The 15760-nt window shown below is 51.3% G+C and carries 16 protein-coding genes; 5 read left to right on the forward strand and 11 right to left on the reverse strand.

What is annotated here, in order from left to right:
- Position 1 precedes the first annotated feature (1 nt).
- The 4 genes from LHL18_RS06000 to LHL18_RS06015 are packed head-to-tail and all read left to right on the forward strand — an operon-like array spanning position 2 to position 3181.
- Entirely contained in the window at positions 2 to 724 is a 723-nt protein-coding gene (locus LHL18_RS06000; RefSeq protein WP_319004165.1) for a 3-ketoacyl-ACP reductase FabG2, read from the forward strand.
- Complete coding sequence (locus LHL18_RS06005; RefSeq protein ID WP_226766195.1) at positions 724 to 1953, forward strand: beta-ketoacyl-ACP synthase; 1230 nt, start codon at positions 724 to 726, stop codon at positions 1951 to 1953. The genes LHL18_RS06000 and LHL18_RS06005 overlap by 1 nt, the downstream gene beginning before the upstream one ends.
- Positions 1954 to 2757, forward strand: coding sequence for a MipA/OmpV family protein (locus LHL18_RS06010; RefSeq protein WP_226766196.1), 804 nt, complete (start codon positions 1954 to 1956; stop codon positions 2755 to 2757).
- Positions 2750 to 3181, forward strand: a complete 432-nt coding sequence (locus LHL18_RS06015; protein WP_226766197.1) for an excinuclease ABC subunit A — start codon at positions 2750 to 2752, stop codon at positions 3179 to 3181. Before LHL18_RS06010 ends, LHL18_RS06015 begins: the two co-directional genes overlap by 8 nt.
- A 45-nt stretch (positions 3182 to 3226) precedes the next feature.
- Here LHL18_RS06015 and LHL18_RS06020 read toward each other — a convergent pair whose 3' ends face one another.
- The 11 genes from LHL18_RS06020 to ahpC form a co-directional block, all read right to left on the reverse strand.
- Positions 3227 to 3844 (reverse strand): hypothetical protein, encoded by a 618-nt coding sequence (locus LHL18_RS06020; protein WP_226766198.1) that lies wholly within the window; start codon positions 3842 to 3844, stop codon positions 3227 to 3229.
- Positions 3845 to 4027: 183 nt separating this feature from the next.
- Positions 4028 to 4654, reverse strand: coding sequence for an START domain-containing protein (locus LHL18_RS06025; protein ID WP_226766199.1), 627 nt, complete (start codon positions 4652 to 4654; stop codon positions 4028 to 4030).
- Positions 4655 to 4657: 3 nt separating this feature from the next.
- Entirely contained in the window at positions 4658 to 5353 is a 696-nt protein-coding gene (rsuA, locus tag LHL18_RS06030) for a 16S rRNA pseudouridine(516) synthase RsuA (protein ID WP_226766200.1), read from the reverse strand.
- A gap of 64 nt (positions 5354 to 5417) precedes the next feature.
- The gene (cysQ, locus tag LHL18_RS06035) at positions 5418 to 6179 is read right to left on the reverse strand and encodes a 3'(2'),5'-bisphosphate nucleotidase CysQ (RefSeq protein WP_226766201.1); all 762 of its coding nucleotides are present in this window, start codon (positions 6177 to 6179) and stop codon (positions 5418 to 5420) included.
- Positions 6180 to 6779, reverse strand: coding sequence for an adenylyl-sulfate kinase (gene cysC, locus LHL18_RS06040; RefSeq protein WP_226766202.1), 600 nt, complete (start codon positions 6777 to 6779; stop codon positions 6180 to 6182).
- A 13-nt stretch (positions 6780 to 6792) separates the two neighbouring features.
- Complete coding sequence (locus tag LHL18_RS06045) at positions 6793 to 8514, reverse strand: SLC13 family permease (protein WP_226766203.1); 1722 nt, start codon at positions 8512 to 8514, stop codon at positions 6793 to 6795.
- On the reverse strand, positions 8514 to 9965 hold the full coding sequence (cysN, locus tag LHL18_RS06050) for a sulfate adenylyltransferase subunit CysN (RefSeq protein WP_226766204.1): 1452 nt from the start codon (positions 9963 to 9965) through the stop codon (positions 8514 to 8516). The genes LHL18_RS06045 and cysN overlap by 1 nt, the downstream gene beginning before the upstream one ends.
- The gene (gene cysD, locus LHL18_RS06055; protein WP_134053166.1) at positions 9965 to 10876 is read right to left on the reverse strand and encodes a sulfate adenylyltransferase subunit CysD; all 912 of its coding nucleotides are present in this window, start codon (positions 10874 to 10876) and stop codon (positions 9965 to 9967) included. Before cysD ends, cysN begins: the two co-directional genes overlap by 1 nt.
- Before the next feature lie 10 nt (positions 10877 to 10886).
- On the reverse strand, positions 10887 to 12308 hold the full coding sequence (gene cysG / locus LHL18_RS06060) for a siroheme synthase CysG (protein ID WP_226766205.1): 1422 nt from the start codon (positions 12306 to 12308) through the stop codon (positions 10887 to 10889).
- Between the two features lie 238 nt (positions 12309 to 12546).
- Positions 12547 to 14091: an alkyl hydroperoxide reductase subunit F gene (gene ahpF / locus LHL18_RS06065; RefSeq protein WP_226766206.1), complete on the reverse strand. Its 1545-nt coding sequence runs from the start codon at positions 14089 to 14091 to the stop codon at positions 12547 to 12549.
- A gap of 233 nt (positions 14092 to 14324) precedes the next feature.
- Positions 14325 to 14891 (reverse strand): alkyl hydroperoxide reductase subunit C, encoded by a 567-nt coding sequence (gene ahpC / locus LHL18_RS06070; RefSeq protein ID WP_134053160.1) that lies wholly within the window; start codon positions 14889 to 14891, stop codon positions 14325 to 14327.
- 200 nt (positions 14892 to 15091) lie between these two features.
- Here ahpC and LHL18_RS06075 point away from each other — a divergent pair, with 200 nt between their 5' ends.
- On the forward strand, positions 15092 to 15739 hold the full coding sequence (locus LHL18_RS06075; RefSeq protein WP_226766207.1) for an META and DUF4377 domain-containing protein: 648 nt from the start codon (positions 15092 to 15094) through the stop codon (positions 15737 to 15739).
- Positions 15740 to 15760 lie beyond the last annotated feature (21 nt).

Consider the following 15760-nt stretch of genomic DNA (forward strand, 5'->3'; position numbering starts at 1 on the left):
AATGAAAAGAGTATTGGTCACAGGTTCTGGCCGTGGTATCGGAAAAGCCATTGCACTGCAACTGGCGGCACAGGGTTTTGATATCGCCGTACATTGCCGTTCAGACCGCGCCAGCGCAGATGCGGTTGTTGCCGCCATCACTGCACTTGGCCGTCAGGCCAGTTTACTGCAGTTTGATGTCGCCGACCGCAGTGGTGCAAAAGCGGCGCTGGAGCAGGATATTGCGCAGCATGGTGCTTATTACGGTGTGGTATGCAACGCTGGCATTACCCGTGACGGCGCTTTTCCTGCGCTGACTGAGCAGGACTGGGATCAGGTGATCCATACCAACCTTGACGGCTTTTATAATGTGTTGCACCCGGCGGTTATGCCGATGATCCAGCTACGCAGTGGTGGCCGCATTGTCACTATTGCCTCAGTATCAGGTGTTGCCGGTAACCGTGGTCAGGTTAATTACAGCGCGTCAAAAGCAGGTTTAATCGGTGCTACCAAGGCGTTAGCGCTGGAACTGGCAAAGCGTAAAATCACGGTTAACTGCGTGGCGCCGGGCCTTATTGATACCGACATGGTGCAGGATATCGCCACTGAAGAGCTGATGAAAATGATCCCACTGCGACGTGCCGGCACGGCAGATGAGGTTGCAGCAACAGTGGCATTCTTATTTTCTGAACCGGCGGCCTACATTACCCGGCAGGTTATCTCTGTAAACGGCGGGATGGTGTAATGAAGCGGGTGGTTGTCACAGGCATGTCGGTTATTACCGCACTGGGAGATTCCTGGGCTGATTTTAAGCAGCAGTTGTGTCAGGGGAAAAATGCCGTTCGTGTTATGCCGCAGTGGGATAAATTCAGCAGCATGAGCACCCGGCTTGCCGCGCCTGTTCAGCATTTTCAGCGGCCAGAGCATTACTCGCGTAAAATGGTGCGTTCAATGGGCCGGGTATCTCTGATGGCAACGCGCACCACTGAGCTGGCACTGGAGGCGGCAGGTTTGCTCGGCCATCCGGCGCTCAGCGATGGCCGCTGCGGTATAGCTTATGGCTCATCCACCGGCAGTACCGACCCTATTCTTGCCTTTGGCCGCATGATGGATACCGGTGATATGACCGGTGTCACGGCAACCAGTTATATTCAGATGATGGCGCATACTACAGCGGTAAACGTAGGGGTATTTTTTGGTATAAAAGGCCGGGTCTATACCACCAGTTCGGCCTGTACATCCGGCTCGCAAGGTATTGGCTATGCCTATGAAGCCATAAAATACGGCAAGCAAACCCTGATGGTCGCCGGTGGCGCCGAAGAGTTGTGTGCCACCGAAGCCGCTGTTTTTGACACTTTGTATGCTACCAGTACTAAAAATGACACGCCGGATTTAACCCCCCGGCCTTTTGATCAGGCCCGTGATGGTCTGGTAATCGGCGAAGGCGCCGGCACACTGATCCTGGAAGAACTGGAGCATGCGCTGGCGCGTGGCGCCACTATTTACGCCGAAGTAGTAGGTTTTGGCACTAACTCTGATGGGGTGCATGTTACCCAGCCGACAGACAGCACGATGGAAACTGCGATGCGTCTGGCACTGGACGATGCAGCCGTGACTGCGGCAGATATCGGCTACATCAATGCTCATGGCACAGCCACCGACAGAGGGGATGTTGCTGAGAGTCAGGCTACAGCGCGGATATTTGGCAGTAACACGCCTATCAGTTCATTAAAAAGCTATCTGGGTCATACCCTGGGTGCCTGTGGTGCAATTGAAAGCTGGGCCAGCATCCACATGATGCAGGACGACTGGTATGCGCCGACATTAAACCTGACGCAACCTGATATGGCCTGTGGCGAGCTGGATTATATTATGCAGCATGGGCGAGAGCTGCGGGCTGACTATGTGATGAGCAATAACTTCGCATTTGGCGGCATCAATACCTCACTGATTTTTAAACGGTGGCTTGGTTAAATGCGGTTGATTGCGGCAGTAATGCTTTTGTGCCTTGGATTGGCAATCCCGGTATTAGCAGAGGACGTTTCGTGGCAGCTGGGGGCCGGAGTGGCATACAGCCAGCTACCTGATTACCCGGGCGCCTCACAGCGGCAACATTATTTGCTGCCCTTTCCGTACTTTACCTACCGTAGTGACAAAATTACGCTTAACCGTTCAGAAGCCTTAGGTCAGCTTTTTGCCAATGGCAATTTTACGTTGAACCTCAGCCTGGCTGCGGCATTACCAGTGAATAGTGACGACAATGCTGCCCGGCAAGATATGCCAGATCTGCTGTGGTTGACGGAAATTGGGCCCACAGCCGATTATCAGCTATTTCAAAGCGACACCAGCCGGTTGCAGTTGAGGTTGCCTGTGCGCAAAGCAATTGCGACCGATATTCAGCACTGGCAAGATGCCGGCTGGCGCGTTGAGCCGCAACTGCGCTGGCAGCAGAACTTAGTGAGCAATGTGCACTGGACCAGCCAATTCGCGATAAACTGGAGTAACAAGCGCTACCACCAGTATCTGTATGGCGTGGCACCAGTTTATGCGACTGCTGAACGACCGCAATACGATGCCAGCTCCGGTTATGCCGGCTGGCGCTGGTCAAATGGCGTAACCTGGCAGCGCAAGCGTTGGTGGCTGGGCGCTTTTATTCGTTACGATAATTTGCAGGGGGCCAGCTTCGAGCACAGCCCACTGCTGCAACGTGAACACAATGTCAGTTTTGGTGTAGCGCTGGCATGGATATTTAAACAACAAGGACATTACTATGAATAAAGTTATGACGATACTGGCGTTATCTGCAGCTGTGATAAGTGGTGCAGCCCAGGCTCGTAACGATGTACTGACATTACCGCTGGACAGCATTATTGGCACTGAGAAAGCAAAACAGGCGTTGCACGAAGTACCAGTGTACTTCGCTGGTCAGAACCACCCGGCCATCAGCAAAAACTGGGGCGAAGTATCAACCAGCCGGAAAACCAATGCTTTTGGTAAGTCAGACGAAGAAGCTTGCCAGTGGGTATTGTTGTCGGCATTAAAAGTGTTGCAGGAAGCAGCACAACAGCGTGGTTACGATGCGGTAGTGAATATCCGTTCAAACTATCAGAATAAAGAATTTACCAGCGCAACTGAATTTCAGTGTGGCGCCGGCGCCATCATGGCCGGTGTGGCCTTGAAAGGTGATTTAGTTAAGTTCTGAAAAAGGCGCCGTTAAGGCGCCTTTCTTATAACTTCTTATCTGGAGTTACATAGCTGCCACAGTGGCAGCTTTACTATCATTTATAAAGTCGCGCAGAATTTCATCAATCGCAAACTTTGTTGATTGTTGCGTAGCATTTTTCATTGCAAAAGGGCCACCAAAAAACATCTTTCCACCCTGAGACTTTCCTTTGGCGTGGTATGTTTTGTTTAACACTGTTTTACCATTTTGCTCCAGACTGATGTTCAATGAAACATGAGCCATATGATCTTTAAACTCGTAGTTTTCCAGGTTAAAGCGCAGAAGCCCCGGATTTTGTTGAGAGCCATTTGACTTACTTAACTTGCCAAATGCTGCCTGTACATCATCTGACTTTAATGTCGCATCGAGCATATCGCCAAATTCAACTATCCATAAATGAGCATAACCTACTGTAGCTGCGCGAAATTCATATTTATGAGTTTCTGTCGCACTGGCAATCTCGTAGTCTGCTTCAATAGTTGTTTTTGGTAAAACAAACTCGCCTTTATTATTTGCCAGATATTGGGAATAGTCTTTGGCTACCGGGTGTTTAATTGTACAGCCGGTTACCAGGCTTAATGTAAGTAAAACTGCTGACAGGTATATTTTATTCAACTTGATGTCCTTGTTTTTATAGTTCATACAGATACTGTCCTGCTGATACGTAGCAGGTAGTTAGAAGAAAGGCATAAGCTCAGCAATCCTTGCTTTAACAAGTTGTATCCGCTATGCGGCAAGCGCTGTAGAAATGTACTTGAATAACAATATTGTTTCAAGCTGTAGAAAATGGATAAAATTATTGTTTTTCAGGTGTTTCGGCGAAGTCTATTGTTCCAGCACAGTGGCGTAAGGCTGCTGATACTGCGGCAATACTTTCTCCAACCCGGTAAAGGTTTTGAACAGCGCTTTCAGCGCGACTTTGTCGGCAATAAATCGCGGTAATTTGCCGGCGGGGTCTGCCTGGCCCTGATATTGGATCTGCAGTAAACCATTTTCGAGAGGTGTGAGTGTCCAGCTGCCCTGTACCTGCTGCATCCGCACATAGCCCTGTTCAGGCGGGAAGTGCTGGCCCATATCAGACACCGTCATCGTCAGCACACCTGTTGTTGGGTCTTGCTGCCAGCTCGATTGTGTAATCATATCGCGTTTAGATACCGGCCAAATCGCAGTGAAATAAGTGTGTACAACATGGGTTTGACTATCCGGTTGGGCGAGTAACAAGGCTTTTTCAGTGTTCTGCGCCCAGCTACTGATACTCTCCGTATCCTCCAGCAAATGCAAAAATGCGCCGGTCAGTGACGGTACTTTTGTGGTAGCCCGCAGTTGCAACAGGCCGCTTTCACTATGGCGATACTCCACCGTGGTAACGCCGTCAGTTTTGTACTCTTGCCAGTCAGCGGCTTGGGCCACGACAACAAAGCAGAGTAAAACAGACCACAGTAGGGCACGCACCGGTTATACCTTCAGCATCGCCAGCTCAGCCGGCTCCAACTCGCGATATTCACCTTCTGCTAAGTCTTCGGGCAGTTGCAGTTCGCCGATTTTCTCCCGGTGCAACTGCACTACTTTATTGCCGATAGCAGCAAACATGCGTTTTACCTGATGGTAGCGGCCTTCGTGGATGGTCAATAAGGCTTCGTTGTCGGCCACAATTTCCAGCTCGGCGGGCAGGGTGGCGGTTTTCTCGTTACGCAGCATCACGCCTTCGGCAAACTGCGTGATTGCTGACGCCGGTATAGGATCAGCCGTCCAGACGCGGTAGGTTTTCGCAACGTGATGTTTCGGGCTGCTGATGCGGTGTGACCACTGACCGTCGTCAGTTATCAGCACCAGGCCTGTGGTGTCCAAATCCAATCTGCCAACGGTATGCAGGCGCTCGACCAAAGGTTCATCCATCAGTGTGAATACGGTAGGGTGATCGGGATCGTCGGTTGAGCAAACATAACCATCAGGCTTGTGCATGATGAAATAGCGCAGGCCTATCAGCTGCAACTCTTCGTCGTCCAGGCAGACGGTATCGCTGTCCTTTACCTGCAGCGCGGCTTGTTTTACTTTGTCACCGTTTAACGTCACCAGGCCCTGGCGGATCACTTTGCCAGCCTGGCTTCGGGTCAGGCCGGTGCAGTCGCATATAAATTTGTCTAAACGCATAAGTCTTTCATCACCTGTAGTTATGCGCTTTAGTGTAACGAATTTTGCCGGTTTAGTCGCTAGCTCAATCTGGCAGTGCAGAAACGATAAAGTTAGGGTTAAGAAGGTTTTCGCGCTGATACACCTGGCGGCTAATACCGTCAAAGCTGACAGTGGCGCCGGCTTCCTGTGCAATAATGTGGCCGGCACCGGTGTCCCATTGCATGGTCGGGCCAAAGCGCGGGTATACATCGGCACTGCCTTCTGCCACTAAACAGAACTTTAGTGAACTGCCGACCGGCACCATATCATGCTTAACAAATTGCGCCAGATAACCGGCTAACTCGGGGCTGGGGTGGCTGCGGCTGCCAACTACCCGCACGCTAGAGCCGGGCTTAGCAACCTGTATCGGCTTAGTGGTATCAGCGGTTTTTACAAAGGCGCCTTCACTCTTAGCGGCAAAATAGGTTTTGTTCAGCACGGGGGCATATATTACGCCCAGCACCGGTTCACCATCTTCGATAAGCGCGATATTAACGGTGAATTCGCCATTACGCTTAATAAACTCTTTGGTGCCATCTAACGGATCAACCAGCCAGTAGCGTTGCCAGGTTTTACGGATATCCCAGCTGATATCAGCGGCTTCCTCTGACAGGATCGGCAGCTCCGGCGTGAGCGCCTGCAATGCGCTGACAATCAGTTGATGTGAGGCCAGATCGGCGGCGGTCAGCGGTGAGTTATCGGCCTTATCAGTAACATTAAAAGCAGCACTATCTTGTTGATAAATATCAAAAATGGCAGCGCCGGCCTGTTCGGCAATGCTAATTACGGCGTTTAGCAATATCATTTAACTGATAATCCCTTTTAACGTCAGCAGTTGTAATAGCTGTTTCACGCTGTCTTCCAGCGATGTGACAGAGGTGTCCAGCACTAAATCAGCGTGCTCCGGTGCTTCGTATGGGTCGGAAATACCGGTAAAATTACTTATTTCACCGGCACGGGCTTTTTTGTACAGGCCCTTAACGTCACGCTGCTCGCATACCTCTAATGGTGTCGAGATATGTATTTCAATAAAACGGTCTGCCGGGATAAAGCTCTTCACCAGCTCGCGCTGGTTACGGTAAGGTGAAATAAAGGCACTTAACACCAACAGGCCAGCGTCGACCATCAGGCCCGCCACCGCGCCTACGCGGCGCAGGTTTTCGGTTCTGTCCTCGGCGCTAAAGCCCAGGTCCGCGCACAGGCCGTGGCGCACATTGTCGCCATCGAGCAGGTAGGTATGTTTACCCTGCTCGACCAGCGCCTGCTCCAGTGCATTGGCCACCGTTGATTTGCCTGAACCCGACAAACCGGTAAACCAAATCACCGCACTTTTGTGGCCGAACAAGGCTTCACGCTGGGCGGCGTCAGTGGTATGTTGCTGCCATTTAATATCGTTATGTGTCATTGCTCTTAATCACTTAAAACGGATAAATCAGCGGTAAAAAAATCAATACTACCGCACTGTACGCCAGCGCCATAGGTACGCCAAGGCGGATATAGTCGCGCAACTGATAATTACCGGCCGAATACACCATTAAATTAGTCTGATAACCAAAGGGTGAGATAAAACTGGCTGAGGCGCCAAAGGCCACCGCCATAAAAAACGGTACCGGATCAGCGCCAAGGTTTTGTGCAATAGCGTAGGCAATTGGAAATGTCAGTGCCGCGGCAGCATTGTTGGTCACCAGTTCAGTAAACAGCCAGGTGGCGACAAACACGGCGACAAGTGCACCATAAGCCCCCGAGCCGTCAACCAATGCGATTAAAGCATCGGCTACGGTGCCGGCAACGCCGGTTTGGATCATCAGCTGCGCCAGGCCGATGGCTGAGCCGACAATTAACCACAGCTCAAGCGGAAAGCGGTTTTTTAGCTCTTTTATCGTCACCGCACCCATTGCAACATACGCCAGCAGCAGCACCGGCAGGCTTTTGACCAAAGGCACCAGGTTAAACACCGATAATGCCAGTGCGGCAACAAAACCCAGTAATACCCAGTTGCTGGCTTGTTTCGCCAGGGGGGTGGCGATAGACAGACCATTTACATAAATAAATTCCTGGCTTAGTTGGTGCTGGCCGGGAAAGTGTTTGCCGACCGACAGAATCAGTACATCGCCGGCATGCAAAATCAAATCGCCGAGGCCACCCTGCAGACGCTCGTGGCCACGACGCACTGCGATAACCACAGCATCATACTCGTGCCGGAAACGCAGTTGTTTCAGGCTCTTGCCGACCAGACGCGAGCTGTAGCTGATTACCGCTTCCAGCAGCTCGCCTTGTTGCTGATCCTGGCGTAATAACTCTAACCCGGGGAACTGCTGTAAACGTGATACGGCAGCGATATCGCCAACAAAGCGCAGTTCATCGCCTGCTTCGATCACCGTTTCCGGCGTTACCGGGCAAATACGTTCAGGGCCGCGCTGAATTTCAGCCAGAAACAACGCCTGCAGTTCACGCAGCTGGTTTTGTTCGACGCTTTTGCCAATTAACTGGCTGTCATCACGCACATGGGCAGTTAGGTAATACGGTGTGGCATCGGTATCCTGTTCGCGGTTATCCGGCAGCCAGCGGCTGCCAATCACCAGCACAATAATGCCGGCCGTCAGCACCAGCGCGCCTAACAAGGTAAAGTCGAAAAAGCCCAGTACCGGCTCACCGGTTTGCTCAACAAAGCCGTTGACGATAAGGTTGGTTGAGGTGCCGATCAACGTCAGCATGCCACCGAGAATGGCACTGTAAGACAGCGGCAACAGCAGCTTGGACGGCGCAAAGTGGTTATGGTGCCTAAGCGACGACATCAGCGTTGATACCACAGCGGTATTGTTGATAAAGGCCGACATAAAAGCAGTTGATAAGCTTAAACGGGCTATAACGCTGCCTAAACGTTTACCGGCAAAACCACGGCTTAACCAGCTGACCAGCTGCGATTTTTCAATAGCGATAGACACCAACAGTAACAGCAGCAGCGTCACCAGAGACGGGTTAGCGAAGTTTTGCAGCGCCTTTTCCAGTGGCAACCAGCCTACCAGATAACTCAGCAGCAGGGCGCCGCCAAACCACAGCGCCGGTGAGCGTTTACTGAAAATCAGCGCCGCTACCAGCGCCAGCAGCAGCGCTATCACACCATACTGCTGATAGGCCATTACTGCTCTGCCTTCGGCGGTTGTGTATTAAACAGTTCACGCACATCGCGCGCACCCCAGTGCGGGAAATGTTTGCGGATCAGTGCATTCAGCTCCAGCTCAAAAGCGCTGATGTTTGTTGTCGCTTTTTCCTCGGCCAGCACGTTCTGAATTAAACCGGCCGCAACGGTCGCGTTGGTTAAGCGGTCAATCAGAATAAAGTTGCCGGTACCGGGCTGATTTTTAAAAGTATCCAGCGGCAGAGTTTCAGTCAGCTCCAGCTCGACCAGCGCAATGTCGTTCATCGCTACCTGCTCGGCAGCTTCCTGCGCCAGCGTGTTTACGTTCACTTTATGGTTCAGGCGGTTAATGCTGACACTGGTTTTACGTGTCGCCAGCTTTAAATCGTACAAACGGCCTGCTTCTAATGGCTGATCGTTAAACCAGACCACATAGGCCAGTGCACGGTTGGTCAGCGTGACGTTTTCATCTGACGGCACCAGCCAATCGCCACGGCTGATATCAATTTCGTCATTCAGTGTCACTGTAATCGCCTGGCCGGCAATGGCTGAGGCGTGCTCACCTTCAAAGCTAACCAGTTGCTTAATGGTACTTTTTTTACCTGACGGGTAAGCCGTAACGGCCTGGCCTACTGCTAAACGGCCGCTGACCAGGGTGCCGGCAAAACCACGGAAGTTCAGATCCGGCCGGTTAACATACTGCACCGGAAAGCGGGTCGCCGCGCCACCGCGTTGCGGAATAGGTAAGGTTTCCAGTAATGGCAGCAGTGCGGTACCGGTGTACCACGGCATATTGGCCGATAACGTCAGAATATTTTCGCCTTTCAGTGCGCTGATGGGCACGACATCGACAGTAGGCACCTGCAGCTGTGCCATCAGCGCCTGCACATCTTGCTTGATCGCCTGATATGTTTGCTCGCTGTAGCTGACGATATCCATTTTATTCACCGCTACAATTAAATGCCTAATACCCAACAGCGAGCAGATAAAGCTGTGGCGGCGGGTTTGGGTTTGCACACCATAACGCGCGTCAATCAGCAGTATGGCAACATCAGAGGTAGACGCACCGGTGGCCATATTGCGGGTATATTGCTCGTGGCCCGGCGTATCGGCCAGAATAAATTTACGCTCTGTGGTCGAGAAATAACGGTAGGCGACATCAATGGTAATGCCTTGCTCGCGCTCAGCCTGCAAGCCGTCGACCAACATAGCCAATTCCAGCTCGCCTTCACTGTTACGGCCTTTGTGGTCGCGTTTTAACGCATCCAGCTGATCATCATACAGCTGCTGGCTGTCGTGCAGTAAGCGGCCGATTAAGGTGCTTTTACCATCATCGACACTGCCGCAGGTCAGTACGCGCAGCAGGCCTTTGTCCTGATGCTGTTGCAGGTAACCGCGAATACCAAGGGTGTTTAATTGCTCGTTTAACGAGGTAACATTTGCAGCTGACATTAGAAATAACCCTCGCGTTTTTTCAGTTCCATACCGGACTGATCCTGATCGATAACCCGGCCCTGACGCTCAGAAGTGCGGGCGCGTAACATCTCTTCTACTATGCCCTCAAGCGTATCGGCGGTGGACTCAATCGCCCCGGTCAGCGGGTAGCAACCCAGTGTTCTGAAGCGTACCGACTTCATTTGCGGCACTTCACCGCTTTCCAGTGGCATCCGATCATCATCGACCATGATCAGGGTGCCGCTGCGCTCTACCACCGGCCGCGGTTTGGCCAAATACAGCGGGACTATGTCGATATTTTCCTGCAGGATGTACAGCCAGATATCCAGCTCAGTCCAGTTCGATAGTGGGAACACGCGGATACTTTCGCCTTCGTTAATGGCACCGTTGTACAGGTTCCACAGCTCTGGCCGCTGGTTTTTCGGATCCCAACGGTGGTGTTTATCACGGAATGAATATACCCGCTCTTTGGCGCGCGATTTTTCCTCATCGCGGCGTGCGCCACCAAAGGCGGCATCAAAACCATACTTGTTCAGTGCCTGCTTTAAGCCCTGGGTTTTCATAATATCGGTATGCTTGGCGCTGCCGTGTACGAAAGGGTTGATATTCATCGCCAGGCCTTCCGGGTTCTTATGTACCAGCAGCTCAAAGTTGTACTCTTTGGCCAAGCGATCGCGAAATTCAATCATCTCGCGAAACTTCCAATTGGTATCAACATGCAACAGCGGAAACGGGATTTTACCCGGCGCAAAGGCTTTACGCGCCAGATGCAGCAGTACCGAAGAATCCTTACCGATGGAATACAGCATCACCGGCTTTTTAAATTCGGCCGCTACTTCGCGAAAGATATGAATACTTTCTGCTTCCAGTTGCTGTAAGTGCGATAACGCACTGGCTAATTCAGACATCTGTTAATCCTCACTCCATCCGGGTCAGAGCCTGGCCGAATACCGCGCTCTGCGGTTTCTGGCCAAACCAATGTAAATCTTGCTGTAAACTTACTACTTCACCTATCACCAAAAGCGCTGGCGAGCTTACCTGATGCTGTTGCACCAATGCTGCCAGGTTATCCAGCTGGCCGGTGACAATACGCTGCTCACGCCGGGTGCCGTTCTCAATAATGGCGACTGGTGTCTTACCACTGCGACCGGCAATGGTAAGTTGTTGCTGAATATGTGCGGCTTTCATCAAGCCCATATAGATCACCAGGGTCTGATTGCTTTTGCTCATGCTATGCCAGTCGGGCTCGGTACCATCGGGCCGGCAATGGCCGGTAACAAACTGCACGCTTTGTGCATAGTCACGGTGTGTCAGTGGTATACCGGCATAGGCGGCACAACCTGCGGCAGCCGTAACGCCAGGTACCACCTGAAACGCAATGTTATGTGGCAGCAGCGCCTGGATCTCTTCGCCGCCGCGGCCGAAGATAAAAGGGTCGCCACCTTTTAAACGGCAGACTTTTTTACCTGCCAATGCCAGCGCAATTAATAGCTGATTCGTATCCTGCTGTGGCACGGAATGGTCGCCAGCACGTTTACCCACGCAAATCCGCTCGGCGTCGCGGCGCACCAGCTGCATAATCTCATCTGATACCAGGTAGTCATACACCACCACATCGGCCTGCTGCATCAGCTGCAGTGCTTTTAGCGTCAGCAATTCCGGGTCGCCAGGGCCAGCGCCAACTACGTACACTTCACCTGCTTGTTGCTGCGGCTGGGCTAAAAGTTGTTCCAGCCGCTGCTCTGCCTGTTGCAGCTGGTTTGCCTGGACGTCACGTACTACGTCTGAGTCGAACACCTGCTCCCAGAACTGACGGCGGGCGGCAAAACCACTGATTTTGGCTTTTACCTTGCTGCGAAAGCGGCCAACCAGCTGCGCCAGCGGGCCTAAATGCTGCGGCAGCAAAGCTTCCAGTTTCTCACGTAAACGCCTCGCCAGCACGGGGGCTGTACCAAAGCTGGAAATCGCGATAAGAATAGGGCTACGGTCGATAATCGATGGGAAAATAAAGCTGCACTTGGGTTGGTCATCAACGGTATTTACGAGCATATTGCGCGCCGTTGCGGCCTGGTACACGGTATCGTTTAGCTGGTCATCATCGGTTGCCGCTATCACCAGTAACATACCGTCTAGCTGCACCGGGTCAAAACTGCCGTGGATCAGCGTGGCTTTGCCTTGCTGTTGCCACTGCACAAAATCATTGGTGAATTGTTTGGCGACAACGGTTAGCCTGGCACCGGCACCAAGCAAGGTGCCCGCTTTACGCAGTGCCACCGAACCGCCGCCGATAATCAGCACCGGTTTATCGGTTAACTTCACGAAAAGAGGTAAATACTGCACGCTGGCTCCTGCTGTCGGGTCGCTGGCAATTAAGCTTATTGTTCAGTGCGCAGAATAGCCGTCTGTATGGCTTTTATAAAATAGTTAATTACGCTCAGATATAACTAAAAGGAATTAACGGTTAGATTGGAATAAGGCGGTCTGGCCCGGCTATTGCCGGAGCATAAAAAAACGGCAACCGAAGTTGCCGTAAAAGCTCAGAGAGGAGAATGAAAACTAAAATTAAACAGCCTGGCTGTTAATGGCGGATCATATAGTCAAAGGCGCCAAGGGCCGCGTTAGCACCAGACCCCATCGCAATAATGATTTGCTTGTACGGTGCTGTTGTCGCATCGCCAGCGGCAAATACACCCGGCACTGACGTCTGGCCACGTTCATCAACAATGATTTCACCGCGTGGCGATAATTCCACTGCGCCGCGTAACCATTCCGTATTTGGTACCAGGCCGATTTGGACAAAGATACCTGCCAGTTCAATATGGTGCGCGTCGCCGGTTTTACGGTCGGTATAGTTAATACCGGTTACACGGGTACCGTCGCCTGTTACTTCAGTGCTTTGTGCTTCAGTAATAATGGTGATATTGACCATAGAGTTGGCTTTTTTCACCAGTACTGCATCGGCGCGCAGCTCGGCAGCGAACTCCAGTACGGTAACGTGTTCGACAATACCGGCCAGGTCGATTGCGGCCTCGATACCCGAGTTACCACCACCAATAACGGCAACTTTTTTACCTTTAAACAGTGGACCGTCGCAGTGCGGGCAGTATGCTACGCCTTTACCACGGTATTCCTGCTCGCCCGGTACGTTCATTTCACGCCAGCGCGCACCCGGGCTTAAGATCAGGGTTTTACTTTTCAGAACAGCACCGTTTTGCAATTCAAGCTGGATTTTATCCGCTTTGCTCAACTTCACCGCGCGCTGGTTATTCATAATATCAACGTTATATTCGCGGACATGTGCCTCTAAGCTGTTTACCAGTTTTGGCCCTTCGGTGTACTGCACAGAGATAAAGTTCTCAATACCAACAGTGTCAGCCACCTGGCCGCCAAAGCGCTCAGCGACTATACCGGTGTTCAAACCTTTACGGGCTGCATAGATTGATGCTGCTGCACCGGCCGGGCCGCCGCCTACGACTAATACGTCAAAGTCTGCTTTGCTTTTCAGCGCTTCGGCCTGGCGTTTTTCGGCGTTAACGTCAATTTTCTGGATAATTTTCTCAAGCGTAATAGCACCTTGCGAGAACAGCTCGCCATTCAGGTACACACTCGGTACTGCCATAATGTTTTTCGCTGCCACTTCATCCTGGAACATAGCGCCATCGATCATCACGTTGGTAATGTTCGGGTTTATCGCGGACATAATATTCAGCGCCTGGACTACTTCAGGGCAGGTCTGGCAGCTTAATGAAACATAGGTTTCAAATTCAAACTTGCCAGGTAACTGGCGGATTTGCTCAATGGTGTCGGCCTCAACCTTGATTGGGTGGCCACCAGAGTGCAACAGCGCTAAAACCAGAGAGGTGAACTCGTGGCCCAGCGGTACACCGGCAAAAGTAATATTGGTGTCATTGGCGACAGAGCGCACCAGCATAGCCGGTTTACGTGCCATGGCATTGTCATCGCGGCGCAATGACACTAAATCAGATAATTCGGCAATCTCGTTTGCCAGCGTATTTACTTCATTGGCTTTGGCGCTATCGTCTAAAGATACCACCAGCTCAACTTGTGTTTTCAGGTTCTGCAAATAAGTTTTAAGTGTTTGCTTCAGGTTAGTATCTAACATAAAAACTCCATATAACGTAAGACGATGCTTAATCCGATAAGAAAGTTCGGGCGTCAAAAAGCCGCAGCCTGTGGTGTCAGACTGTTCAAAATTACATTTTGGATATACCGGACAGGCACATGCCTGCCCGGTGACCAAACTAGCTTGTTTGGCTGAGGGAAGCTGAGTTACAGCTTCTTATATGAGGGCTGTAATCAGGTTCCGCTGCAGTAAACTGCAGAGCAAAGCACTGCTTAGATTTTACCAACCAGGTCCAGTGAAGGCGCTAAAGTCGCTTCACCCGGAGTCCATTTAGCTGGGCATACTTCGCCGTCGTGGTTAGCAACGTACTGAGCTGCCTGTACTTTACGGAACAGTTCAGCTGCACTGCGGCCGATACCTAAGTCGTGAATTTCAGCAACTTTGATTTCGCCTTCAGGGTTGATTACGAAAGTACCGCGCAGAGCCAGACCTTCTTCTTCAATCATCACACCGAAGTTACGGGTGATAGTGCCTGTTGGGTCGCCGATCATCGGGTAGTTGATTTTCTTGATAGTTTCAGACGCATCGTGCCACGCTTTGTGCGTGAAGTGTGTGTCAGTTGATACTGAATACACTTCTACACCGATTTCCTGGAACTTAGCATAGAAATCAGCCAGGTCGCCCAGCTCAGTTGGACATACGAAAGTGAAGTCAGCTGGGTAGAACACAACAACAGACCATTTACCTGCTAAATCCTGGTCAGAAACTGGTACGAATTTACCCTGATGAAATGCAGTAGCTTTGAACGGCTTGATTTTGGTATTGATAATAGAAGACATAGTCTTACTCCTTTAGGTTAGTTCACACGTCATGTTTCAACTGCGGCTATGTTACCGCGCTCACTTCAATTGTCAAAACGAATAAAACAAATCGGTTTAATCGCTTTAATTGATTATTGCGTTGTTTAACTGTTATTCAGCGGGCATTAGGGTGCTCTGTGTCACGCTGCCGGGCATTGTTACCGCTTTGGAGTGCTGAAATGCCGACTAAATCCCTTATACCCTTATGTTTATTACCTTTGCTGGTTGCCTGTCAGCAGCCGGTGTCTGTGCAGGGTGAATACACACAGCTCACTACTGCAACCGCACAAAAACCACTGCGGCTAAAACTGGAAGACGGCCGCCTGTCTGGCTTTACCGGCTGTAATAATGCCATGGGCAACTACAGCCTAGATAGGGGCGAGCTGGTGGTTTCTCAACTGGCCAGCACCATGATGGCGTGTTCGCCTGAAATTATGCAGCGCGAGCAGCAGTTCAGTCAGCTACTACAACAGCGCCCCCGGGTCAGTGTCGACGGTAAAATACTGACATTAAGTAAAGATGACACCGTGTATCAGTTTAGCCTGCTACCGGATCTGAGTAATGCCAGCACCCGGTTGATTTATGTCGCGCCCGAACGCAAGGCATGCACCGGTGTTGGTAAAATGCAGTGTCTGCAGGTGCGCGACAGCGCTAGCGACGATTGGCAGCTGCATTATGGCGAAATTGAAGGTTTTACGCCTGAGCCGGGTATTGAATACCGGGTGCGGATTAAAGAGTTGCCGGTAGCCAACCCGCCAGCCGATGCGCCGGCAAAACGCTGGATCCTTGATATGGTGGTAGAGCAGAAATTGGTTAAGACAGAATAAACCCGTGTTTATTCTGTCTTC

Origin of the sequence: Rheinheimera aquimaris (assembly GCF_020531985.1) — a bacterium.
Classification (GTDB): Bacteria; Pseudomonadota; Gammaproteobacteria; order Enterobacterales; family Alteromonadaceae; genus Alishewanella; species Alishewanella aquimaris.